General features: G+C 29.4%; 24 protein-coding genes. 6 read left to right on the top strand and 18 right to left on the bottom strand.

Going from position 1 to position 25,319, the window contains the following annotated elements:
• Window positions 1-221: 221 nt before the first annotated feature.
• The 5 genes from A8C32_RS12100 to A8C32_RS21500 all read right to left on the bottom strand — a co-directional run bounded on the left by A8C32_RS12100 (window position 222) and on the right by A8C32_RS21500 (window position 3,659).
• Entirely contained in the window at window positions 222-977 is a 756-nt protein-coding gene (locus A8C32_RS12100; protein ID WP_069830688.1) for a LytR/AlgR family response regulator transcription factor, read from the bottom strand.
• Between the two features lie 152 nt (window positions 978-1,129).
• Window positions 1,130-1,459: a 2TM domain-containing protein gene (locus tag A8C32_RS12095; RefSeq protein WP_069830687.1), complete on the bottom strand. Its 330-nt coding sequence runs from the start codon at window positions 1,457-1,459 to the stop codon at window positions 1,130-1,132.
• An 11-nt stretch (window positions 1,460-1,470) separates the two neighbouring features.
• Window positions 1,471-2,808, bottom strand: coding sequence for a histidine kinase (locus A8C32_RS12090; RefSeq protein ID WP_069830686.1), 1,338 nt, complete (start codon window positions 2,806-2,808; stop codon window positions 1,471-1,473).
• A gap of 22 nt (window positions 2,809-2,830) precedes the next feature.
• Window positions 2,831-3,454 carry a hypothetical protein gene (locus A8C32_RS12085; protein ID WP_069830685.1) on the bottom strand — a complete coding sequence of 208 codons (624 nt, stop codon included), beginning with the start codon at window positions 3,452-3,454 and terminating at the stop codon, window positions 2,831-2,833.
• Between the two features lie 118 nt (window positions 3,455-3,572).
• The gene (locus A8C32_RS21500) at window positions 3,573-3,659 is read right to left on the bottom strand and encodes a DUF2141 domain-containing protein (RefSeq protein ID WP_432416497.1); all 87 of its coding nucleotides are present in this window, start codon (window positions 3,657-3,659) and stop codon (window positions 3,573-3,575) included.
• Between the two features lie 550 nt (window positions 3,660-4,209).
• On the opposite strand from A8C32_RS21500, the gene A8C32_RS12080 reads away from it, so the two are divergent.
• Window positions 4,210-6,312 carry a T9SS type A sorting domain-containing protein gene (locus A8C32_RS12080; protein ID WP_083253333.1) on the top strand — a complete coding sequence of 701 codons (2,103 nt, stop codon included), beginning with the start codon at window positions 4,210-4,212 and terminating at the stop codon, window positions 6,310-6,312.
• 410 nt (window positions 6,313-6,722) lie between these two features.
• On the top strand, window positions 6,723-8,006 hold the full coding sequence (locus A8C32_RS12075; RefSeq protein ID WP_069830683.1) for a hypothetical protein: 1,284 nt from the start codon (window positions 6,723-6,725) through the stop codon (window positions 8,004-8,006).
• A gap of 151 nt (window positions 8,007-8,157) precedes the next feature.
• On the opposite strand, the gene A8C32_RS21385 is transcribed toward A8C32_RS12075, so the two are convergent.
• From A8C32_RS21385 to A8C32_RS12055, 4 genes are all read right to left on the bottom strand, one after another.
• Window positions 8,158-8,967: a TonB-dependent receptor domain-containing protein gene (locus A8C32_RS21385; protein ID WP_349267247.1), complete on the bottom strand. Its 810-nt coding sequence runs from the start codon at window positions 8,965-8,967 to the stop codon at window positions 8,158-8,160.
• Window positions 8,968-9,429 (bottom strand): hypothetical protein, encoded by a 462-nt coding sequence (locus tag A8C32_RS21380; protein WP_069830681.1) that lies wholly within the window; start codon window positions 9,427-9,429, stop codon window positions 8,968-8,970.
• A gap of 92 nt (window positions 9,430-9,521) precedes the next feature.
• Window positions 9,522-9,950 carry a TonB-dependent receptor plug domain-containing protein gene (locus A8C32_RS21375; protein WP_069830680.1) on the bottom strand — a complete coding sequence of 143 codons (429 nt, stop codon included), beginning with the start codon at window positions 9,948-9,950 and terminating at the stop codon, window positions 9,522-9,524.
• A gap of 214 nt (window positions 9,951-10,164) precedes the next feature.
• Window positions 10,165-11,442, bottom strand: coding sequence for an NAD(P)/FAD-dependent oxidoreductase (locus A8C32_RS12055; RefSeq protein ID WP_069830679.1), 1,278 nt, complete (start codon window positions 11,440-11,442; stop codon window positions 10,165-10,167).
• A gap of 129 nt (window positions 11,443-11,571) precedes the next feature.
• Between A8C32_RS12055 and A8C32_RS12050 the strand changes: the two genes are divergently transcribed.
• Both A8C32_RS12050 and A8C32_RS12045 read left to right on the top strand, forming a co-directional pair.
• Entirely contained in the window at window positions 11,572-12,066 is a 495-nt protein-coding gene (locus A8C32_RS12050) for an RNA polymerase sigma factor (RefSeq protein ID WP_069830678.1), read from the top strand.
• A 3-nt stretch (window positions 12,067-12,069) separates the two neighbouring features.
• Entirely contained in the window at window positions 12,070-12,699 is a 630-nt protein-coding gene (locus A8C32_RS12045; protein ID WP_069830677.1) for a DUF8845 family protein, read from the top strand.
• A gap of 153 nt (window positions 12,700-12,852) precedes the next feature.
• On the opposite strand, the gene A8C32_RS12040 is transcribed toward A8C32_RS12045, so the two are convergent.
• From A8C32_RS12040 to A8C32_RS21495, 7 genes are all read right to left on the bottom strand, one after another.
• A complete protein-coding gene (locus tag A8C32_RS12040) occupies window positions 12,853-13,449 on the bottom strand; it encodes a pseudouridine synthase (RefSeq protein ID WP_069830676.1) in 597 nt (198 codons plus the stop codon).
• The gene (locus A8C32_RS12035; RefSeq protein WP_069830675.1) at window positions 13,436-15,727 is read right to left on the bottom strand and encodes a type IA DNA topoisomerase; all 2,292 of its coding nucleotides are present in this window, start codon (window positions 15,725-15,727) and stop codon (window positions 13,436-13,438) included. The genes A8C32_RS12040 and A8C32_RS12035 overlap by 14 nt, the downstream gene beginning before the upstream one ends.
• A gap of 398 nt (window positions 15,728-16,125) precedes the next feature.
• The gene (locus A8C32_RS12030; RefSeq protein WP_069830674.1) at window positions 16,126-16,338 is read right to left on the bottom strand and encodes a hypothetical protein; all 213 of its coding nucleotides are present in this window, start codon (window positions 16,336-16,338) and stop codon (window positions 16,126-16,128) included.
• A 254-nt stretch (window positions 16,339-16,592) separates the two neighbouring features.
• Complete coding sequence (gene recQ / locus A8C32_RS12025) at window positions 16,593-18,707, bottom strand: DNA helicase RecQ (protein ID WP_069830673.1); 2,115 nt, start codon at window positions 18,705-18,707, stop codon at window positions 16,593-16,595.
• A 212-nt stretch (window positions 18,708-18,919) separates the two neighbouring features.
• Window positions 18,920-19,717 carry a lysophospholipid acyltransferase family protein gene (locus A8C32_RS12020; RefSeq protein WP_069830672.1) on the bottom strand — a complete coding sequence of 266 codons (798 nt, stop codon included), beginning with the start codon at window positions 19,715-19,717 and terminating at the stop codon, window positions 18,920-18,922.
• Window positions 19,718-19,874: 157 nt separating this feature from the next.
• Complete coding sequence (locus A8C32_RS12015; protein WP_069830671.1) at window positions 19,875-20,516, bottom strand: NUDIX hydrolase; 642 nt, start codon at window positions 20,514-20,516, stop codon at window positions 19,875-19,877.
• A gap of 11 nt (window positions 20,517-20,527) precedes the next feature.
• Window positions 20,528-20,659, bottom strand: coding sequence for a helix-turn-helix transcriptional regulator (locus A8C32_RS21495; protein ID WP_432416496.1), 132 nt, complete (start codon window positions 20,657-20,659; stop codon window positions 20,528-20,530).
• Window positions 20,660-21,351: 692 nt separating this feature from the next.
• Between A8C32_RS21495 and A8C32_RS12010 the strand changes: the two genes are divergently transcribed.
• Together A8C32_RS12010 and A8C32_RS12005 are read left to right on the top strand one after the other, a co-directional pair.
• Window positions 21,352-22,020: a Crp/Fnr family transcriptional regulator gene (locus tag A8C32_RS12010; RefSeq protein WP_069830670.1), complete on the top strand. Its 669-nt coding sequence runs from the start codon at window positions 21,352-21,354 to the stop codon at window positions 22,018-22,020.
• A 28-nt stretch (window positions 22,021-22,048) separates the two neighbouring features.
• Window positions 22,049-22,663, top strand: coding sequence for a Crp/Fnr family transcriptional regulator (locus A8C32_RS12005; RefSeq protein ID WP_069830669.1), 615 nt, complete (start codon window positions 22,049-22,051; stop codon window positions 22,661-22,663).
• Window positions 22,664-22,774: 111 nt separating this feature from the next.
• Here A8C32_RS12005 and A8C32_RS12000 read toward each other — a convergent pair whose 3' ends face one another.
• Both A8C32_RS12000 and A8C32_RS11995 read right to left on the bottom strand, forming a co-directional pair.
• Window positions 22,775-23,458: a LuxR C-terminal-related transcriptional regulator gene (locus A8C32_RS12000; protein ID WP_069830668.1), complete on the bottom strand. Its 684-nt coding sequence runs from the start codon at window positions 23,456-23,458 to the stop codon at window positions 22,775-22,777.
• 990 nt (window positions 23,459-24,448) lie between these two features.
• Window positions 24,449-25,318, bottom strand: a complete 870-nt coding sequence (locus A8C32_RS11995; protein WP_069830667.1) for an acyl-CoA thioester hydrolase/BAAT C-terminal domain-containing protein — start codon at window positions 25,316-25,318, stop codon at window positions 24,449-24,451.
• Window position 25,319: the final 1 nt, after the last annotated feature.

The following is a 25,319-nucleotide window of genomic DNA, read 5'->3' as shown; positions in this document are numbered from 1 at the left end:
TAAAAGAAAAAGAATTTAAAAAATTGATAATAGTTTCTGTAATATACTTGCTAATTGCAATAATACAGATTGTCTTCTTTTTAGAGTTTATAATCCCAAAAAATATATTTTGCTCTTAGAAGATATATCTATAATTTAAACTGAGGCTCAAAAGAGTTTTTTAATTAAGCTTGTATCGTAATATTGAAACTAACTAGAAATTAGACTTAAAAACATATGCTCTACTCTAACCATGTTTTAAAATCTTTAACACGTTCGCGAGCGACAACAACCTCATCTTCTTTATAAGTTTTTAATTTTATTTGTAGTCGCGAATTAGTATAACTCACCATGTCTTTTATCGCATTAATATTTACAAAATATTTTCTATTAATGCGGAAAAAAGTTTGTGGTTCTAATTCTTTTTCTAAATGTTCTAGTGATGTATCTAAGAGGTAGTTTCGTCCTTCTGTAGTGTATACATAAGTTCCTTTATTTTTGCTATAAAAGCATTCTATTTCGTCTATACTGATAAGTTTTAAATGCTGTCCTACTTTTACTGAAAAGCGTTTTTTATATTCACGACCTATAGGGTTTACAAGTAATTTTTTAATATCGCTAAAATCTAGAGTTACCGCTTGTTTTTGTATAGTACGCTCTTTATATTTTTTTACAGCTGTTAGCAAGTCGTCTTCATCTATAGGTTTTAACAAATAATCAATACTATTTAATTTAAAGGCTTGTAATGCATACTCATCATAAGCTGTAGTAAAAATGATTACTGATTTTATTTCTACTGTTTCAAAAATTTCAAATGACAAACCATCGCTTAACTGAATGTCTAAGAAAATTAAATCTGGATGTATATTTTCACGAAACCAGTTTATAGATTCTTCTACAGAATGCAGCATGACATCTGCTTCCAAATCTATTTTTTTTAACATGCGCTGTAACCGCCTTGCTGATGGTTTTTCGTCTTCTATAATTATTACACTCATTAAATACGTTTTGTTTTCTGTTTCCTTGGAGGAGGAAATCTCATTATTATTCTGTTTTCTTTAGCGTTAGTGATTGCAGTGAAAATCCTTTTTTGAGGTACGAAAAAAAGATTGCAACGTAAAGCACGACCGCAGGGAACGCTCAAACTATTTTATTCCCAATACTTCTTATCTTTATCCATATATTCTTGAATTTTGCGTTCTTCCCATTTTTTACTAAAAATTAAGTTTTTTCCAAAAACACCTATAGCATGACAGCCTAGACCTATTCCCCAAAAAATGGCTGTTGAAAATGTTCCAAAATGCCAAAACACCTTATTGTTAACGCCTATAATGATAATTAAAAATATATTTACAACAACATACCAGAAGGCATGCCAATAAAAACCTTTTAATTCTTTCAATCTTTTTTCTGCCCTTATATAGCTTTCCTCCTTTTGAAATGGCTTATTTTTATAAGATTCAATTTTATAGTTTTTCATGATTTAAAATTTTAATTCCATTGTTCTTCTTCTTGTTGCATAAACTCTTCCATTTTCCGTTTCTCCCAGTTTCTCCCAAATGCTCCATTATTTACAAATACTCTAAAGGCTTGAATTACGATACCAATACCCCAACCAAACATGGGAAACCAAAACCATTGAAAATTCCAAGAGGTTTTATAATTTATAAAGATTAAGAACGGCATAACAAAAATATACGAAACTAAACTATAATAAAATCCTTTTAATTCGTCTACATGATTGCGCGCACGCACATAACTCTCGTCTATTTGTAATTGTGATTGTGTTCTCATAACCGACACTTGTTTTGTAAGCATTGGTATTGCTACTGCAAAACGGTTTGCCTCTTTATTTATATTTATTTTTTTGTTGCTTAACAGGGCATAGCGCTGTTTTATATTACTTAAGCCTACACCACTACTCTTTTTTACGATTTGCTTGGGTTGTAAATTATTCTCGACAATTAAAGTTCCTTCGTTTTCATAAATTTTTATATGCAAAGGTTTTTTTGAGGTTACCATATTGTGCTTTACTGCATTTTCTAACAGTAATTGTAATGATAGAGGCACAACTTTAGATTCTGAATTAGTTGCTTTCTCTGGCAGACTAAAAACAATACAATCTTCAAATCGCATTTTCAGTAAAGACATATAGGTTTTTGCAAATTGCAACTCCTCGTCGACTGTTACTAATTCTTTATTTTTTTGTTCTAAAACATATCTATATACTTTAGATAATGATGTAGTGAATTTTTGTGCTTTATCTGGATTTTCTTCAATTAAACTGGTTAAAACATTTAAACTATTGAATAAAAAATGTGGATCTAATTGATTTTTTAAAGCATCAAACTTTGCACTTGCTGTTCCTGCTATAACTTTCTGCTCCTTTATTCTGTTTTGTTGATACCGGTTATAAAAATAAACGATATGAAAAACAGCTATTATAGCTAGAGTTATCCACAATCCAAATTGATAATATTGAAATTTTTCTTTTGAAAGAAATTCCATAAATGATTTATCACTTAAAACCATAGAAGTTAATGTTCTTAGAATAAATAAGCACATTAGAGTGATTATAGTAGAACCTAGAATGCCTAGAATAATTCGTTTTATAGTATTTTTATTTTTCCATTGGCGTTGTTCCATGAAATCAAAAAAATACATGTTCGAATACCCCAATACGAAAGTGTAAAGCAGGCAAAACATAAAATCTGTTAAAAAATCATATTCACTTTTAAAATTAAAACCGTTAGATAATAGATTTCCTGTTACGAAAACTATACAGCTAATAATAAAAGTAATTATGATTTTTTTAACTGATTTCATTATAATGTATTTTTAATTACTAATGCTATTTCTTACAAGTGTCAAATATTTTTATAGCACGATTTTCGCCCCAATTAGGATGAAATGGTGTTTCTCGTTTAAAGTTAGCAAAAAGTTCTATGGCGTACTCCAAATCTTTACAAAATGAAGAGGTATCCTGTCCAAAAAACTTAGCTGCTCCCATATCCCACTCTGCCTTGCAATAGACTACTCTTGGATTTTTTGGGGCTAATTTTAATGCTTTTGTATATAATTCTACAACCTTTCCCGATAAAGTCATTCCATACGTAGCGCCATCAAAAGCCACCCAAGCTGTATGTAATAATGCTTGTAACACTAATATTTCTGGATTATCTTTTGATATTGTTAATGCTATATTAATTAAATCTTGGCCTTTTTTAAGTTTAGCTATTAATACTTCTTTATCTTTTTCGCCAAAACTACCAACTATATTAATCTGGGCTGCATAATAAGGCGGTAGCCAATTATCTGGTTCTGCTTTCGCTATACGTTCATACATATTTGATGCTTCTATTGTATTATTACTTTTCCACAACTCAAAAGCTTTCTGCATTCCTTTTTCATAATTAGTTTGAGAGTTTATCAATCCTGAAACTAAAAGTGTTGCTATTATAATTAAATGTTTCATATGTTTGTTTTTAAAATTTTATATGTTGAGTAATTAATTTATTTTCTATAGTAAATTTTACGCCTTCCCATTTTGGTGGTTCCATAAAACATTTTGCGCTATTTGAGCAACCAAAATCTTATTCTGGTATTCCAAAAAGGTTAGTATCCATTTTATTATTATCATTTTCGTCATGATACATCGATATGACATAAACAAATATCAAGTAGAAGTTTACTTTTTTAAAAACAAACTCACTCAATTGTTATTTTTAATTGATGAGTTGTTCTTTTTAATAAAACTTAAATACAAAAGACCACTAATTTATTTCCTAGAATTCTCTAGATTGACTCATAACCGATGAAGATTATAAAAAGAATACCCAACTTCAAGGAAATCAAAAAAAGGTTACAAGCTACACAATAGAAAAACTTTAATAACTTTTTATTTTTATTAAAATAAAACCTGTTTGTAGTAGTATAGATTACGAAATACAAACATCTATTAAAATCAACCTAACACTTCCCCATAGCACTTATAAATAAATAGAATCAACTCCATAATTACAAATAACAACTCCTTCTTTTTTGATTTAAAAAATGCCTCTTAAACAATACATTTAGCAGATAATCTGTACATTATAAAATTAACTTTAACATAACACAATATTATTGTTTTTATTAATTTGTTGTATATTCCTCTTTTAATTACATATATGTAATTTTTTTAACACATAAATTACAAACTAAACAAATAAAAAACTAAATTTTAAAACTATGACTCTATTAACTAAGCCTAAAAGGATGATCTACCTTTTGGTCATCTTATTTTCTTTAATTTCTAACAAAAGTCTATCACAAACAAAATTACCCTTTTCAGACCCCGATAATCAAGGAGGTTGGATTATAAACAACACAATAAGTGATGAGTTTAATGGAAACTCATTAGACACTAATAAATGGAACATACAAGGACAAGGTGGGGTGTTTCAAAATAATTTTGTAGGAAGAGCGCCTTCTCAGTTTTCTCCTGCTAATGTACAAGTTGAAAACAATCAACTTATTATTTACTCTAAATGGCAACCTGACTATAATTTTTCGAATAAACTTCATTTAGGGCGTAATAAATATGAAAAAGTAACTACAGGTGCTATCATTTCTAAGCAAGAATTTTTAAATGGCTATATGGAAATTAAGTGTAAAGCAGCAGACGGCCCTGTTTCTAGTTCATTTTGGTGTATTGGAAGACAAGGGGAAATTGATGTTTTTGAACATTTTGGTCAGCACCCTAAAGCACCTAAGGTTGACAGAACATACCACACCTCATTTTATAATTGGCAAACTCCTGGAGCCCCTAATTACGGAAAAAGAGTTTGGGATAATAAACATTTACTGCCTTATAGAGTTGCAGATGAAACACATGTTTATGGCTTAGAATGGAATAGTGAATACATAAAACTATATGTTGACGGCAGGTTAATACACTGCATAACAAAAGCTGAAGTAAATAGAAATAGACCTAATACATGGGTTCCTAATGCTCCTTGTAAAGTTTGGGTAGACTCTGAAACCTTTCCATTTTTTGTAAGCTCCTCACAATTAAGCGCTAGTGATTTCCCTGGGAATGGTAGAAAATTTATTGTAGACTATGTTAGAGTATGGAGCAAGAATAACGCTAATGATGGATGCGAAACTAGAACCAATTTAACTAGAAACAATTTAATTACTAATTCTGGATTCGAAGACGGAACTACTTCTTGGGTAAAATCTGGGAATGCTAAAATTATAACCAATAATTCAACAAGTTATTCTGGAAGCAAATTTATTTCAGTTTCTGCAGGTAGTAATGGAACAATCGAACAACAAGTAACTGTTAAGCCTAATACTACTTATGTTTTATCTGCCTATGTTAAATCACCCGGCACAAATGACACAAATATTTATCATGACGCTTGGATTGGAGTAAGAAATTACGGCGGAAGTTTTGAGACTATGAATTTCTTTCATAATTACTGGCATAGAAAAAGTATACAATTTAAAACTGGCCCTACAAACACAACTGCAAATATATTTTTCACAAATCAATGGTCCAAGGAACCTGCTGTTGTAGATTATTTTGAACTACATGAAGCCAGTAGCACTGCTGAACCTATTATTACTCCACCACCATCTACTAAAGAGAAATTTTATATTGTTAATAGACTTTCTAAAAAAAAGATACGCCCTGTGAATGATCTGTCTGGAGCCAAAATTATTCAAACCCCTCAAAACACAGTAAACTCGAATGCGCAATGGGAAAAAATTGACCTATCAAATGGTTGGTTTTACTTAAAAAATGTGCAATCTGGAATGTATTTTAGACCTCAAACAAAAAAAAATGGAAGCGCCTTAGTACTGGTTCCTACAACTTCTGCAAGTACAGATGCACAATGGAAGCAGGTTAACTCTAATGATGGATATTTTTATTTAGAGAATAGAGAAACAGGTAAATTCATTAAGCCTAGAAATAAAAACAACAATGTTAATGTAATACAATTACCTTCAACTTCTAGAGGTGATTGGACACAATGGAAGTTTGTTCCCATAAGTAATACTAATAAAAAGACCAATGCAAATAAAACTACGACTAAGGATTACACCAAAAATGTTTTAATGTACCCAAACCCAGCAACTAATTTTGTTAATATAGAAATTGACAACATTAAAAAAGACATTAAAACAAGTGTGTCATTATATAGTTTAGATGGTAAATTAATATTAAATCAAATCTTTAGAGGAGATAAAACCACTATTAGAACTAGCTCTTTAAATAAAGGGGTTTATATTTTAAAAGTAGACAATACAAAAAAGGCTACTATTAAAAAACTAATAATTAATTAACACAGTGACTAATTTTATTAAAAGACCATGAGGAGTTTTTATTTCTCATGGTTTTTTATAATTGAACTTATCTTGACTTTTTATTTTTAATCAAAAATGAGTAGAAATTTGTTCAGATAAAGTTATTTTTAAAAGGCATAGCATCGCTACACAAGAGAAAACAACTGAAATATAGACGAATTTTGGACATTTTTAGGGAATAGAAAAAATCAAGATGAGTTCAATATTAAATTTGTTTTTACTTACAAATAACATAACGATAAGACTTTCTTTTAAAATATAATTCCAGAACATAAAATCATAGATTTTTTTGACAAAAAACCTCTATTTCTAATATCTATTAACATTTCATTTTTATACTCTTACAAATATTTTATATATATTAGCTGACTATTTTTTATATAAAAATTATGAAAACGCCTATTTTTACAATTACTTTATTAATCGTAACATCTTTATTTAGTTCAAGTTGCGATAGCGACGACTCTCCTACTGATCCTAAAAACAATAACCAAAATGTAGATTTTAAAGAAGCCCTTCTTTTAAGTTTCCCTCTTTCTGAAATTGATATTACATTAAAAGCAGATGGTATTTCTATTGAACAACCAACAATGATTAATGGAGTTCCTCAAAATAAAGGGAAAATAACAATAGAATTAGAGTATAATGAAATATCTAAATTTAGCCTTAAACAAGTTGATTTTGATGATTCTAAGTTTAATATTTCTCCAAATGTTGGTGAAAAAGACATCATTCCTGGAGAGACAATTACCTATAGAATAACGTCTACTAAAGACACTAATATTTCTTTAGAATATGATGTACTAATCATTACAAAAGACATTGCGCCTGCTTTACAAAAACTAAATATTACTGGGCTTCACTTTTTAAAATCTGACAACCTTAATCTTAATGAAGATATTACTAGTATTGAAGTAAGAGAACATACTAACCAAAGCTACAATGGCACTATTATGGTTACTGTACCTAATGGTACAAATTTTTCCGACTTAACACCTAAATTAGACTTTGAAGGAAGCTCTATACACTACACATCGAGTCATTATGGAACTCATCCCAATTTTGAAGTTTACACCCAAGGCTCTTCAATCGACTTCAAATTCCCTAATATAATTGCTTTTAGAGTGTACAATAGTGATGAAACTAATTATCGTGAATATCGTGTACTTGTAGATGTAAAAAAACTTATCACTTTTGATGAGGAATCCGTTACTTTAAATAATGGCAATATTATTTCTCATATTCACACATTCGATAATGCTCTTGGATTTACATATCATGGAAATTACCCAATAAACTCCAAACTAACTTCTTCAAAAATAGAAGTCACAAAAACACCTGAAACACCAAGTAAAAACTATTACTTTGAAAATAGTATTAGATTAATGGAAAATAACCCTACAGATAGTAATAATGAAATCCAGACTGGAGAAAGAGGGAAACTCTATATTGAACTTAATTTCCCTGGTAATTTTGTTAGTAACACTACAAGTGGCATTTCAAGTTATATCGTTGATGTTATGTTTAACCCTATGCTTGAATCCTACGCAACACCTAGTGTAACTAAAACTTTAAACAATAATACAGGAGCCTTAAAAGACCTTAACTTTCTGCTATTGTACGATCCTATAAAAATAGAACTTAAGGCTAATGTATATACCACAGCATTATAATAACTAAGTAAAAAGATAATTTACGAAAACTAAAAAAGACCTTTTACCTAGATAAAAGGTCTTTTTTTATACGTTAAAGACTAAGTTTTTTTCTTTATATTTTTCATATTCTATATAATCATAATAACTTCTTTAAAAGAGCAAATCATCTCTACAAATTATCCAATTGATTATTCTTTTTATCCACACTAATCGTCCAAAAGAAACCAACAAAAAAGAATTGATCTGTAGCTAGTCGTAAAGCACGTTTATTAAAATTACCATATATATCAGGTGTATTTGCATATTGATATCCGTTAATATTTTTAAAACCTAAAACATTGTTTACAGAAGCATAAAGTATTTTTTGAGGGCTAATTAAATAAGCCCAATTCACGCTTAAACTATTAAAAGACTTTGTTTTATCATTTAAAAACCCAGATATATTAGGGTTTGTGTAACGCCTACCGGAAGCATAAGCATAACTAAAACCTATTTGACTACGCCATTTTTCAATCCAATATTTACCAACTACAGATAAGTTGTTAGTATTTGCAAAATTTGGCTGCGCTTTATTTGGGTAATTTTTATAATTACGTTCTGTATCTAAAAAGGAATAGCTTAACCAATAATCAAAGTTTTTAATACTATTACTATCTCTCCAAAAGAAATCAATGCCTTTTGCAAAACCATCCCCATTATTATTATAATTACTATTAAAAGTTGTAAACTCCGAATCATATTTTACTAAGCTACTATATCCTTTATAATACGCTTCAGCTCTAAACAATCTCTTATCTCCGTTATACTGATAATTAAAAATGTAATGAGATGTATGTTCCGCTTTTAAATCTTGATTAAACTTTAAAATATTACTTGATGGGTTTTGATAAAAATCACCATAAGCTAATAACACTTGACTTTTCGAAGATGTTTTATAAGCCAACGACAATCTAGGAGAGATCGTAAAATCGTTAAACAATTAGCTATACTCACTACGCACTCTCGTTTTAAAGGCTAAATTTTTAGATATAAAAATATCAGCCTCTGCAAACGCTGCCGCTATATTATTATCATAAACATAGGTTGATCCTTGAGAAGATGCATCATTATACTTTTCTTTAAAATTTGTAGCAAAACATTCTGCTCCAAAATATAATTTAAAACGATTGTTTATTCTATTTTTAAACTTAAGCTTAGTATGTAATGAATTTTCGGTGTCCTTAATAGTGCGATCTATAATATCCATATTATTTTTTGCATGAGTATAACTAAATCCTCCGTGCATAGACCAAGTATCATTTAAAATACCCCGATATGAACCATTTAAATACACATTATTATTATCAAGTTTAAAACGCACACCTTCTACATCGTTAATATCTCCTTGTATTAACTCAAAATTGGTTGTATCAAACGCTCCATAAAGTTTAAATAAGCCCAAATCTGTTTTTCTTCTATAGACCGTTTCTCCAGAAACCGTTTCATAAGGTTTAATCCAATCATTTCTACTAGAGAATATGGCATTATATGGAGCTAGTTTATATAAGATGCATTAACACTTAATGAACTCTTATTCCATTTTTGAGTACTACCAAGAGTAGCTCCAACACTCATAACACCAATATCTGTTTTTTCTTGGTCTGGTTCATCGATCGTATTCAATAACAAAACACTTGATAAAGCCTGTCCGTATTCTGCCGAATAACCTCCAGTAGAAAACATTATACCATCAAATAAAAACGGAGAGTAACGTTCACGTGTTGGCACATTATTAGTAGTTGCGGTATAAGGCGTAAACACGCGTATACCATCAATAAATATTTGTGTTTCTTCGGCTGTTCCGCCACGAACAAATAACCTCCCATCTTCTGCCACCGTTGTGGTTCCTGGCAACGTTTGTAATGCGCCAACAAAATCACCTAAAGCACTTGCCGTAGTTACCACATCTAATGGTTTTAACACATTAACCTTACTATTGTCTCCTGCCTAAAATGTTCCTGCAGATAACACTACTGCATCTAAAGCATTTATATCTTCTCGTAATTTGATTGTGATATCTTTCATATAAGACACATCACCTATCATAGTATATGTTTCATAAGACAAATTATAACCAATAAATAACTTAGAGAAAATTCTTTGTATTAAAAAAAAGAAAATTCTAAAATAGAAACTATTAATTTGATTTATTAAATGGGCGTATAATAAGTCGTGCAGCTTTATCAAAATTAATATAATTATAACCCCAATTAAAGAAAACGATTACTCTGTTTCTAAAACCAACCAGCGCCATAAGATGCACAAACATCCACACAAACCAAGCAAAAAAACCTGCAAATCTAAAATTCTTTAAATCTACAACGGCTTTGTTTCTTCCTACTGTAGCCATAGAACCCTTGTCCTTATATTTGAATTTTTTCAAAGGCTTCCCTTCTATCAATCTAACTAGATTTTTTCCTAAAAGTTCACCTTGTTGAATAGCGGGTTGAGCTACCTGAGGGTGCCCCTTTGGATACTCATCCGTCTGCATTAAACTAATATCTCCTAAAGCAAAAATATTATTATAACCTTCTATTTGATTGTACTCATTAACTTTATATCTATTAGCACGATCGACAAGTACTTCCGCTTGAAGTCCACCTACAGGGTTCCCAGTAACACCTGCCGCCCAAATTAAAGTTTCAGACTGTAATTCTAAACTTAAATTAGTTTCAACTTTCTTACCATCATAATTCTTAACAAATGTATTACAATGTACTAAAACTCCCAATTTAGAAAGAAATCGTGCTGCCTTTTTAGAAGCATGCTTACTCATAGTTGGTAAAACACGTGCACCTCCTTCTAACAAATATATTTGCATATCACCAGGAATTAAATCCCGATAATCTCTAGGTAAAATATGATTTTTAAGTTCAGCTATAGCTCCTGCTAACTCAACACCTGTCGGTCCTCCTCCAACAATAACAAAATTCAATAAAGCCTTACGTGTTTCTTTATCGTTAGTTATAGCTGCTTGCTCAAAATTTTGCAATATTAAACTACGAATATTTAAAGCTTGAGGTACTTTTTTCATAGGCATACAATGTGTTTCAATTGCTTTATTGCCAAAATAATTGGTTTTAGTACCTGTTGCTATTACCAAATAATCATAATTAAGATTACCTATACTTGTTATTAACTCATTCTTTTCTGAATTAATTGATTCAACTTCAGCCAGACGAAAGAATGTATTTTTATGATTCTTCAATATCTTACGAAGCGGATATGCAATAGAATCCGGCTCTAATCCTGCTGAAGATACTTGATACAATAAAGGCTGAAAAGTATGATAATTTCGTTTATCAATTAAAACAACTTGCACGTTTTTATTTGCTATTTTTCTAGCAAAACTAATTCCTGCAAAACCACCGCCTATAATAACGACTCTAGGGAAATTAGATTGGGGAATATTCATAGTAAAATAAAATAGAGCATAAAAATACTATAATACAGACACATTTTTAACCTTATAAAAATTTATTTTCACACATTTGTAACATTTTAAAATTTTAACCTACTTATATATTATAACCAAGCCATCACATTGAATAAAGAATTAGAACATAGTTTTGTTGAATTGCTCGAAAAGCATCAAAATATTGTACATAAGGTATGCCGTTTATATACTAACAACTATGATGCTCACAACGATTTATTTCAAGAAATAACTATTCAACTATGGCGTGCCTACCCTAAGTTTAGAGGTGATGCGAAGTTTAGTACCTGGATGTATAGAGTAGGCTTAAATACCGCTATTACTTTATACAGAAAATCTAAGCGCACCATTAAAACTCAAGAATTTGAAGGTGTTGCGTTTAAAATGAAAGCTGAATATTATGATGATACTGAAGAAGAACAATTAAAAGTACTCTACAAAGCAGTACACCAATTAAATGACATTGAAAAAGCTCTTGTGTTTTTATATTTAGAAGATAAAGACTATAGAGAAATTAGTGAAACCTTGGGAATTAGTGAAGTGAATGCTCGTGTGAAAATGAACAGAATTAAAACGAAACTTAAAACCATACTTAATCCGTAAAATATGGATGAATTAGATTTATTAAAAAAAGATTGGAATAAACAGACGGAACATAAAACACTTTCTGTTAAGGACATCTACCCCATGCTACATAAAAAATCGTCTTCAATTGTTAAGATGCTATTCTATATTAGTATAGCAGAACTTATATTTTGGATTTTAATAAGCACCATTCCTTATTATACTTCAGATGAATTTAGAACAAAATTAGATAAGGTTTATACAAACGATTATATACTTAATGGACTTAATATATTTAGTTTTAGCATTATAGCTGTTTTTATATATTTACTCTACAAGTCTTACAAATCTATATCTGTTACAGATAGTGCTAAAAAGTTAATGGAGAGTATTTTAAAAACAAGAAAGATTATAAAATACTATGTGCTATATAATTTAATAATGGTAGGACTCTCTTTAATAATTGGACTTTATTATGGCTTAAGTAATGACCCTAAAATATCAAATATAGCAAATCTTAACACTGCAAAAATTTTTATCATTTCCATAGTTGTTATTGTTTTTATAGCTATTGTTATCCTGCTAATTTGGTTATTCTATAGACTTCTTTATGGTTTATTATTAAAACGATTAAATCGTAATTATAACGAACTAAAAAAACTAGAGGTTTAGAACTATTAGTCATTACGAAAGAGACACGACTAAAATAATCTTTAAAATAGAATCTTTACGCCTTAAAAAAGTCGCTTTCTATTAATGTTTAGAAATAATAACCAGATTACTTTGTACCTCCTCAAAAACGTAAATAATCAACTCTAATGGTCATTATGATAATGTATGGAATTCGTCAACCTCAACAACATCTCCAACTTGCATTGCATTTAATTGGATGCTTCCTACCCTAACTCTTACCAAACGTAGCGTAGGGTAACCAACTGCCGATGTCATTTTACGAACCTGCCTAAACTTACCCTCTTTTAAGGTTATAGAAACCCATGTGGTTGGTCCATGTCTTGCATCACGGATTTTCTTAGAACGTTCTGGTAAATCTGGTTCAGTATCTAGTTTAAATGCTTTACAAGGTTTTGTTTGATACTTTTTACCATCAAAACCAATTTCAACACCCGTTTTTAATTGTGTTATCGCTTCCGCAGAAATATTACCATCTACTAGTGCATAATACTCTTTTTCTACCTTTTGACTATTTACATAATCACTCATCTTTCCATCTGTGGTTAAAAGCAATAAACCTTCAGATTTTTCATCTAAACGCCCAATTGCCATAATACCTTCTGGAAAGTCTTGAAGTAAACCTAAAAACCTTTTATTTCTCTGTTTAACTGCATTGGTTGTAAACTGACTTAAGTAGCCATAAGGTTTATAAATTACAAAATGTCTGTGATCCTTTTTATATACTTCCATTCAAGATACTATGCACCAAATCCTTGGTTGGCTTTTGTCCATTCATTTTACCTCTAACTTCATCAAAAGTTACTTTAAAATCACATCCTGCTTTATAACCACTACAACCATAGGCCGTTTTACCTTTTATAACGATCCCTTTTTTACATTTAGGACATAATAATTCATCAGGTTTCGCTTTCGCGGAAGTTTTCTTAGGTTCTAACTTTAATTGGAAACTATCATCAAAACGCAACAAGCCTTCAACGGTTCCTGCATCTGTTTTGAAGCCTTTTAAATTAACAGTAGATCCTTTTTGTAATAATCTTATAAATTGTTTTTCTGATATTTTTTTACCATTAAAACTAAAAGGCAATACAAAATCGCACCCCGATTTAAATCCACTACATCCATAAGCTGTTTTTCCTTTTAAAAGCTTTCCGTTTTTACATTTAGGGCAAGACTCTGTTGTAATGCCTGCTGTCTTTTTTACTGCTGCTTTAGTTTCGCGTTTTTTAACAGTAGTGGCATGAGATATATTGGCACGCTTGGTTTCGCTACGCACTTCGTATACTAAAGCATCTACCATACGTTTCATATTTTTAATAAATGCGCCTGCACTATACTCGCCTTTTTCAATATCTTTTAATTGTTTTTCCCAAGAGCCTGTTAATTCTGCCGATTTTAATAAATCATTTTGAATAGTATCAATTAACTGAATACCTGTAACTGTTGGCAACACCTGCTTTTTGTTTCGTTTTATATATTTTCTTTTAAAAAGCGTTTCTATAATATTGGCTCGGGTTGACGGACGTCCAATACCATTTTCCTTCATTAAATCTCTTAGTTCCTCGTCGTCTACCTGTTTACCAGCCGTTTCCATTGCTCTCAATAATGTTGCTTCTGTGTATTGATTTGGTGGTTTGGTTTCTTTTTCTAAAAACAATGGTTCGTGTGGGCCTTTTTCTCCTTTTTCAAATGTTGGTAAAATACCCGACTCTCTTTCTTTTGCTTTAGGGTTTTCAAAAACAATACGCCATCCTTTATCTAAAATTTCTTTTCCTGTAGTTTTAAAAGACACCTTTGCTGCACTACCAATAACTGTTGTATTTGCAACAATACATTCTTCATAAAATACGGCTATAAAACGTTTTACAATAATATCGTATACTTGTTGCTGATTGTATTGTAAATTAATTTGAATACCTGTTGGTATAATAGCGTGGTGATCGGTTACTTTTTTATCATTAAAGACTTTAGTAGATTTTTTTATTTTCTTTCCTAAAAGTGGCTGTGTTAAATTAGAATAATTTGTTAATTTCTGCAGAATCCCTGCTACTTTAGGATAGACATCATTAGGTAAAAAAGTCGTATCAACTCTAGGATATGTCACTACTTTTTGTTCATACAATTTCTGAACAATTTTTAGTGTTTCATCTGCCGAAAACCCAAACTTGGTATTACAATACACTTGTAATCCTGTTAAATCAAAAAGCTTAGGTGCATATTCCTTACCCTTCTTTTTAGTTATAGATTCTATTTCAAAATCACTTTCTTTAACTTTATTTGCTAAAGTTTCTCCGTCTTCTTTTTTAAAAAAACGTCCTTCTTCATAACTAAAAAGTGTTTCTCTATATAATGTTTGTAATTCCCAATATGGTTGCGGTTTAAAATTTTCAATCTCTTTAAACCTATTAACAACCATTGCTAATGTTGGTGTTTGCACACGTCCAACAGATAATACTTGCTTATAACCACCATGTTTTACAGTATATAGCCTAGTAGCGTTCATCCCTAACAACCAATCGCCTATAGCTCTTGAGAAACCTGCATAATATAAGTTATCATAATCACTTGAAGCTTTTAAGTTATCAAAGCCTTCTTTTATAGCTTCGGTAGTTAATGATGATATCCATAAACGTTGTACCTCGCCTTTATAATTAGCTTCGTTCAACACCCAACGCTGAATCAACTCTCCTTCTTGACCAGCATCACCGCAATTTATAACTACATCTGCTTTATCAAATAAACCTTTTACTATTTTAAATTGTTTTTGTATACCCGAATTAGAAACAACTTTGGTTTCAAATTTCTCTGGCAACATAGGTAAGTTATTTAAATCCCAACTTTTCCAATATGGTTTATAATCGTTTGGCTCTTTTAATGTACATAAATGCCCAAAGGTATAAGTTACTGCATAGCCATTACCCTCATAATATCCATCACGTTTAGAATTAGCTCCTAAAACGGTAGCTATTTCTCTGGCAACACTTGGTTTTTCGGCTATACAAACTTTCACTTACGATTTTTTAAATATAAGCTGCAAATTAAGAATTTTGATGTAGTTTTTTTAGGAGAATTGTTAGGAGTTATTAACTATAATTAGCGTTTTAATGTGAAACTCTACTTTTTGCTTTCATTTAAAATTGACATTTACAAGAAATCACTTAACATTCTATGTATTAATTCTTAACTATTATCCTCTTAATACTTATTTGGGTAATCTTAGCGTTTTCTGGTATTTTGCTCTTATCTAACTTATAAGTATTACATTGGATAATCTAATTGCAACTTTAAATTTCCATGAGTAACATGAGTTTTATTTCTATTTTAGAACCGTGTACTTCTAAATTATTAAGTATAGAATCTATTTCTTGAAATGTTGTTCCTATATAAAAACCTTCTTTTGTTATTGCTTTAGGTGTAATTACCACAATACATACCTACAATTAAAGATTGATTAAAAGGGTTTGAATGAAAATAGCCTATTTTTTCATTATCATAAGATAATATATTATACACATCAAAATAACCTTCTCCATTTACAGTTGTAGCTTTTTTAATTTTATTGCTTGATAAAACTACTATTTCTGTACCTACTGTAATACCATAAAACGAATCCTCTAACATTAAATATATTAGACTTTTTTTGTAACAGATTTAATAGCTTCTTTTTTAACCTCATTCTCTATTTGAGCTTTAGTTTCTATTTTTTGTTCTGTATCTTTCTTCTTATTCTGACATCCAAATAAAGCTGTTACAAGAAAAATAAATGATTTAAGAAGTTAATACACTTATGATTCCAAATTTAAACCTTAACAACTAGGATTCCTACAACAAATCTATTAGGAATTAACTTTATTATTATTTTTTCGTTGGTTAAATTATGCTTCTTTATCAATAATACTAAGTGCTAAACGAATTTTAAAATAATCCATTTCCGTTTCAAAATAATCAAAGTAAGTTTTTAAAGCTTTAGGGGATTCTAATTCTTTTTTCGCTTTTTTAACTGCTTCGACTTCACTTTTAGACACAAAATCAAATATATTAATGTCTTTACCATCACTATAAAGTTTAGCTATATGTGAATATATAGTTGGAGATTTTAGTTTTCGCTGTAATGATATTTCATCTATAGATAAGCCCGATTTATAAAGTTTATAAGTTACTAAATGGGTATCTGTTTTTTTAGGTTTATTTATTTTAGACCCCATAAAATCAACAATTTCAGCTATAAACTCATCTCCATACACTTCTAGTTTTCGTTGACCAACGCCACTAATGTTTAAAAAGTCGGCTTCGCTCATTGGACGTTCTCTCTCTATTTCTTTTAACGTGGCATCATTAAACACTAAATAAGCAGGAATATTTTCTTCTTGAGCTATTTTGTATCGTAATTGACGTAAACGCTCATACAAGTTACTGTTTCTAATGCTTTTAGTTTTCTTTTTTGTTTCCGAAGTTTTTACTTGAACCACATCAACAGGTTTTGTTAAAGATACTTTCGCATTTTTAAACAATACTTTATTTGAAAATTCGGTAAGTTGCAGCACATTATTCTTGTGGAATGCTATTTCACAAAATCCTTGATTTATAAGCTGAATAATATATTGTTGCCAATCTTTCCATGCCAAATCTTTCCCTATGCCAAAGGTTTTTACATTGGTGTATCCTTTCTCTAAAACCGCTGCGTTATTTGCACCTCGTAATACATCGATAACCATTCCCGTTGCTTCTGCTTGATTTAGTCTATAAATAGTTGATAAGATTTTTTGAGCAATTACGGTTCCATCAAAAAATTTGGGTGGGTTTTTACATATGTCACAATTCCCACAGTTATCTGCCAATAACTCTCCAAAATAACTTAATAGAATTTTTCGTCTACACGTTGTTGCTTCACTAAATTGTTTCATACGATCTAACTTCGCAATCTGAAATTCTTCATTAGAAGCTCCACTAGCAAAATTTCGTAGTTGAATAACATCTGCATAGCTATGAAACAACAAGGCTTTTGCATTTAGGCCATCTCGCCCTGAACGTCCAATTTCTTGATAATAACCTTCTATATTCTTAGGCATATTATAATGAATAACCCAACGTACATTAGATTTATCGATACCCATTCCAAATGCGACTGTTGCACAAACAATTTGTGTTCTATCAAAAACAAAATCTTCTTGTACTTTGCTTCGCTCATTAAAATTTAAACCTGCATGATATGCTTTAGCTTTAATACCATTAGTTTTCAGCTTTGATGCTAATTGTTCGGTCGTTTTTCGACTTAAACAGTAAATGATCCCTGATTGATTAGGATTTTTATTTATAAAACTAACAACTTGATTTATTCTATTATTCGCAGGACGTACCTCTAATTCAATATTTTTTCTATCAAAAGAAGATAAAAATTCGGTAGCCTGTGTTATTCGTAATTGAGCTGCAATATCTTCTCGTGTTGCCTTATCTGCCGTTGCTGTTAAAGCTACAATAGGAATATTAGGCAAGGTTGCTTTTAAAAAGCCTAATTGTTGGTATGAAGGTCTAAAATCATGTCCCCAAGACGATATACAATGCGCTTCATCTATAGCGATGCAACTCACATAAGTTTCATTTAAAATATTTTGTATACCTGATAAACTTTCGGGAGCAACATAAAGCAATTTTAGCTCTGCTTTAATGACTTTATTAATAATATCCTCTTGCTCTATAGTGCTTTGGCTACTATTAAAAAAAGACGCAGCAATACCGTTAGCATTTAAGCCATCTACCTGATCTTTCATTAAGGCTATGAGTGGAGATATTACTATCGTTACACCTTTAAATAGAAGTGCTGGCAACTGAAAACAAATGGATTTCCCGCCTCCTGTTGGCATAATAACCAAACAATCTTTTTTATCGAGAATAGCTTCAACAATATCTTGTTGATGCTTTCTAAACGCATCATAACCAAAATATGTTTTTAATGTTGGATATAATCTTTTTTGGTAATCTACTTTTAACATAAAGAAGGCATTAGAATCTCTGATTAGGTAAAGAAGTGGTTTTTGTGTTAGGGATTATAGTGAAAATCCTTTTTAAAAAAGACAAACTATACACTATGTTTTTAAATTAAACTTTTACAGATTGCCATATCGCTCACTCTAAAAATGACGTTTTTTAAAAAGATTGAAACGCAAAGCCCGACCCGACAGGGTAACACCCAAATTCTATAAATTTACCACTCACGTTTTTTATTAAGTGCTTCTTGTGCTTCTAATTCTTTTCTAGAAATTACTTTTAAGAATGATGGATGTTGCTCAATAGCGTATTCTATTTTTTTAACAATATCATCTGTAGAATCATTATCATAATCAATATCTAGAGGTTCTTTTATTTCAAAACTCTGTAAGATATTTTTCTTTTTTATACGCAATCCTTTCTTATCAAAAGACCTTCTAAATCCATCTATAACAATAGGTACTACTATGGGTTTATATCTCTTAATAATATGAGCTGTTCCTTTTCTAATTGGCTTAAAAGGTGTAGTAGTTCCTTGCGGAAAAGTAATTACCCAACCATCGTCTAAAGCTTTTCCTATACTAGAAATGTCGCTCATTTTTACTTGTCGGTTTATATCCTTTCCTTCAGATCTCCATGTACGCTCTATACTTATAGAACCTATGTAAGCTAAAATTTTTGGCAACAAACCCGCTTTCATAGTTTCTTTAGCTGCTACATAATATATATTAAGCTTAGGATTCCATATGTAGCCTACGTTTTTTATAGAATCTACACGACCACTCAAACTTGCATTAAATACGTGAAACATAGATACTACATCTGCAAAATATGTCTGATGATTAGAAATAAATAATACATTAGTATCTGGTAAATCTTTTATTATGTTTGAGCCTTCAATTTGTAACTCATTGAATCCTCTAAATCGCCTATGAGAAAGTATCCCAAAGATTCTTATCAACCATTTTTTTACAAATAGTATATGTCCAAATGGATTCTTTTTTAACAACCCCATAAAATCAAACGTCAAATTAGTTAATTAGTATACTTAATATAATATAGATTTTTTGAATTTTATCCTCTATTTCTACTTTATTAAAACAAAAAGAGTTTATTAAATGCTTCAAAATATATTATCTCTATAAGTATGCAAATGTAATAAATCTAGTAGATTAGACTATTTGTTTTATCAAGTCTTTAATTTCACTTAGCATCATTGCTGTTGCTCCCCAAACAGCATGACCATTAAATTTAAAAGCAGGAACCTCAACTTCAACACTATACGATGTAGATACTTTTTTAGTTATTACCGATTTATCACCTAAAAAATCTTCTAAAGCAACCTCTATTACAGCTTCAACTTCATCTTCTTGTTTTATAAAACTTGGTGTAGTTTTGGTTATTGCTATAAAAGGATACACATAAAAATTACTTGGTGGTATATAGACTTGCGACAACTCTTTAACAACTTCTATAGCATTTATTGGTACACCTACTTCTTCAAAAGTTTCCCTTATAGCTGTTTCTTTAATTGACGTATCTTGATCTTCTAACTTACCTCCAGGGAAAGCCACTTGTGCAGAATGCACGCCTTTATAGGTATTTCTTAAAATTAAGACAAATCTAGTTCTATGATGAATATCTGGATAAAACAAGGCTAACACGCCTGCTTTTTTAGCTTTTTTAATAGCTTCTTTTTGTTTTTTTAGAAACTCTTGACGGAATGGTGGCACCATTTTAAAATGTGATACTTCTCCTGGAAGCTGTCTGTTTTTTATTTTTGATAGTGATTTTAAAAATTCATCAAAATTCATTTATTCATATGTTACTCATTAATATAACCTAAATAAACGGCTTTTTTTATTAACTCCGCTGCATTATTTACTTGTAATTTTAAATATATATTCTTCTTATGGGTCTCTATGATATATCTACTTAAAAATAATTGTCCTGTAATTTCAGTTGTTAATTCTTTTACTATTAAACAAACAATATCTTTTTCTATAAGAAAAAGGATAGTATTGTGAAAATCTAATACATTATTTTCTTTTTATAATCTTTATAAAAATATTTTTCATCACGAACTACTATTTTTTCTATGGCTAATAAAGTTTCTCTTAACTTGTATCTTTTAGTAAATATCCATTAATACTAACCCTTCCTAAAATATTTACACACAAAACCACAAGTACATGTACAAAACTAGATCACGAGAAAAATCACTGTAAATTAATTCACATAACTTATAATATACCAACAGAATACATAATTTTACATACGTAAATATAAGTTTCTTGAATTTTGATAATATTAAAAAAACAAAGTCCCATTTACAAAAAAAGTAAATGAAATTTATTTTTTTTGTAAGTAAAAAACTATAAATCGACTTATTAACATATATTTAATCAAATATAAATAACAAGATGACTTTATTTATTAAAAAAGCTAAAGAGAAAATGGTATATCAAAAAGATTTACAAATAAATAACCTAGGGGAAAAACCATTAAAAATGAAAAAAACTTTAAGAAGCTTCATATTATAATCCATCAAAGTCAAAAACAAGAACAATCCCAAATCACCTAATCAAAGACCATATTTTGAAGAGTTTACTTATCGAAATAAAAGGAAACATTTGGCAAAATATAATTATGAAAATAATACAGCAGCACCCCCATTATTCAAAAACAAATAATCAAACTACTAATACTGACTTAGAAGTATTACTTGAATTTGAAGAAGATTTACGCAACCTTATTTTAGCCAATGCATCAAAAAAATCATATTCTATAGGGGAAGTGATAGTATCCCAAGGCATCCTTAGTAACCACACAGGAATAATTCTTTCAGGTCTCTTAAAAGTTCATTTAGAGGGTAATAATTCGCTTCTTTTACATCACATATATCCTAATTTTAATACAGTTATTAATTTAATGAATATGATTAATAAGATACCTGCTCATTTTTCTATTACAACTTTAGAGAAAAGCACCTTACTATGGGTTCCTAATTCAAAAATATTGGAATTAGCAGATCGATTTACGTCATTAAAAAAAGCTATGATTAGATCTGGTGAGCGTAACATTGAAAACTTAATAATAATATTCAGAGATTTAATCTTAAATACAACAGAAGAACGATTATTAAACTACCTAAAAGTAAAAGCAATGATTTATAAAAACAAAAAAATAAGTATCTCAAGAAGTGAAATGGCATTAGATCTTAATTTATCCATATCAACTATAACAAGAACTATTAAACAATTAGATTTTAATAAAAAAATTATTAGAAAGTCAAATTCTATCATATTAACAGATTGAATTTATAATAATAACATAAATATCCAATATGCATCCGATTTTAAAAAAAAGACAGTCCACAAAAGAGTTTGAGGCTTTTTTTAAAAAACACAGCAAAACTATAACAATTACAAAAGAAGATACGTCTAACAGTTTTTCTTTCGATTTAGAAAACAATTCATACTACTTCTTATCTGGTTTAGTGAAAGTATATATTCAACATGCAGATAAAAAAATATTTCTTTTTCATTTACCAAATGAAAAGGCTTTTTTTTCAAGTTTACTTAATGAATATAACTTAAAATTTCAAATAGAAATTTTAAAAGACACTGTAATTTTAGTAAACTCAAATAAAAACATCTTGAAATGGAGTCAATCATCTAAAATTCTAAAAAACTACATAATAAACTGTTATCAAGATAGCTACTCCGCTATGTTAAGAAATATACAAGAACTTTTACATGCAACTCTTGAGGATCGTCTATTCAATTATTTAAAGTTAACATCAACTCTTCTTGAAGAATCAGAAATCGTTATATCTATTAAAGAACTAGCAACAGATCTCAATTATTCTAGAGAAGCAATATCCAGAGGTCTTCAGAAATTAGAACTCGATTATAAAATCGTACGTAAAAGTAGGTCTATCTTACTTTTAGGTAATTGACTCCTTGATACCCGAAGAGCAAAAAAACCATTATTTTTGATGGTGGTTTATTATAAATTAATAAATCCGTTTTTAGAACACTAACCAATTCTAGTAATAGAATTAATACAGTTATTCATTTTCAATATTTTCCTTAGAAGTCTTTAATAGTTCAGAAATTATTTTTCTGTTACCTACTAAAAAAAAAGTCAATTTACCTTGTCCTAATATATCGAATTTTTCCGCAATATTCTTTCTATGCGTTTCAATTGTTCGTGGGCTATTATTTAAAATTAAAGCAATTTCTTTACTCGTTTTCCCTTTTATTATCAGTTCTGTTACTTCAACTTCTTTTTTCGTAAGAATACTTAAACTCCTTTTTATAAATCCATTAACATTTTGATCTTTCTTTTTCTCTAACTCGGAACTTATATATACTTGTTTATTTTGTACTCTTTTAATACAATTCACAATATCAATTCCTTTTGAATTAATGTGTAAAAACCCTAGTACTCCTTTAAAAAAAAATACATCTAAAATAAATTCAGGCATAAAATTAGATAATAATATTGTTTTTAATTTTTTATGATTATTCTTGATATAATCTATAACTTTATCAATAACCCCTTTTTGAATGGTATCAAAATTAATTATTAGTATATCTGGTTTATGATAATCAATTGCCTCATTCATTCTATCATCAATATTATTCCATAAGACTGTAATAAATTGAGCAGCAGAATAATTCTTTAAAATTTGTTGAAAACCTATTTTGATCATATGACAATTGTCAAAAAATAATATTTTATCGGGCATCTATAGAAAATTTTATAATTAATCACGATTTCTTTTTCATAAACTCCCTAATATTATTTCATAAAATATACTCGATAACACGAGAGCCATTCTTTTATAAATTTCCTACAAATAAATAGATTTTACTTACATATAAATCACAAATCATCATGGATCACATTTTTTAATTTAACAAAAAAAATCACCCTATACAAGGTGAAGATTTAATAAAACAAATAGCTGTAGTAACTACTATTTAATTAAAATTAGCTACCATATAGTATAATTTTTCCATACTTGAAACAAGGTTTAATTGTCATTTTTTTTTGTTTTATTTAACATTTAATGTTAAATATTTGTTAACTATTAAGTTGGTTTTTGAACACCCTGATTACGAATAGTTTTGAAAAGATCTTTTTGGAGAAGAAATAGATTATTAATCATTTGTGTTCTATAAAACGTTTTAAAACGGGATGGAGGAAACCAGTTACAGTTGAAATAAAATCTTTCTTATTTTTGTTTTTTATAGAACATGATTTTATATTAAAATACATATAATCAGCATCTTACAATAGGTTTTCAGTATATTTCCGACTAATAAACAAGACATTATATCTGCATTTAAAATGCAGAGAATTACTTATATCAAATCTAGTGCATACTTAATTATAGAAGTTAATATATAACACTAATTATAAGTAAAAAACAAACTATAGGGATAATGTTGTTATATTTTTTAACTTAAAAACAGAAATTCTATATCACAGTAAATTTAAAAACTAAAGAGAAACTAAAACAGCTATATTTAAACACATTAAAATTTGATGTAATCGCAAAAAACTACATTCATTCTTAGGTTACAAAACCCATATCAAATAGAATTAGAATTTCACAAATCTTAAAATATCGTCCTAATTTGTCTATAAAAAGACTCTTAGAAAAGTTAGATAGTCAAATTTTAGATTATCAATATATTTGGGCAAGAAATTCGTATTCCACAAGACTTTTTCACTACTTAGTTGAGTTAATTTTTTTAAGAAATTGCTCGATTTTATTAAGAGAATCAATATTAGCTTTATCGTTATTTTCTTTAGTTCCTCCTAAGTTAAATTGTCCATCTAATAAATGTCCTGCGTTTTCATAATTGTAATGGGTACATATTACTTTTCCTTGATGTAGATTGTTTATTTCTTCACAAATAGTTCTAGCCATCATTTCTGCTGGCCATATAATATCAAGACTTCCACTAAAAAGTAGTAAAGGAATCTTTATTCTCTCATAATTAATTGTATGACTAATAGGTTGAGTCATGTTTTTTAAGGATTGCTTATATATATCAGTAATACTTTTAGAAAAGCTTGCTTGCCCCTTATAAGGAATAAAAGGGATAGGTTCTTTACTTATACTCCAACTAGATAACGCTTTTCTTGACCAATCTTTTATAACTCCAGGCCATACAACCGAGCTTGGCGCTATTGCAACAAATCCTTTATAATCATTATCTCGGGATGCTAATACTAATCCAAGTTCTGCCCCTTTAGACCAACCTACAATTAATAAACCATCTTGTTTAATTCCCTTTTTTTTTAGGAGCCATTTTTTTGCTTTATCAAAATATTCAAGAGGGATCATTTCAAGCTCTTTAGGTAAATGATCTCCTTCATTAAAATAAGCCAATGAAAGCACAGTATAACCTAATGAAGCTATTTTCTCTGCAAGATGTCTAGGTCTTCCTCCTTCGGATCCTCCAAGCACAATTATACCATAGTTTCCTTTTAAAATAGATTCATAATAATCTGCAACAAATCCAACTTTTTCAAAATCATCAATTGATATCTTTTTAATAGGGTACTTTAATATATTTTGATCTTTGTTCGTCATT

It is taken from the genome of Flavivirga aquatica (assembly GCF_001747085.1).
Lineage (GTDB): Bacteria > Bacteroidota > Bacteroidia > Flavobacteriales > Flavobacteriaceae > Algibacter_C > Algibacter_C aquatica.
Note: the sequence above shows the minus strand (reverse complement) of the source record. Positions and strands in the feature narration are given on the sequence as shown.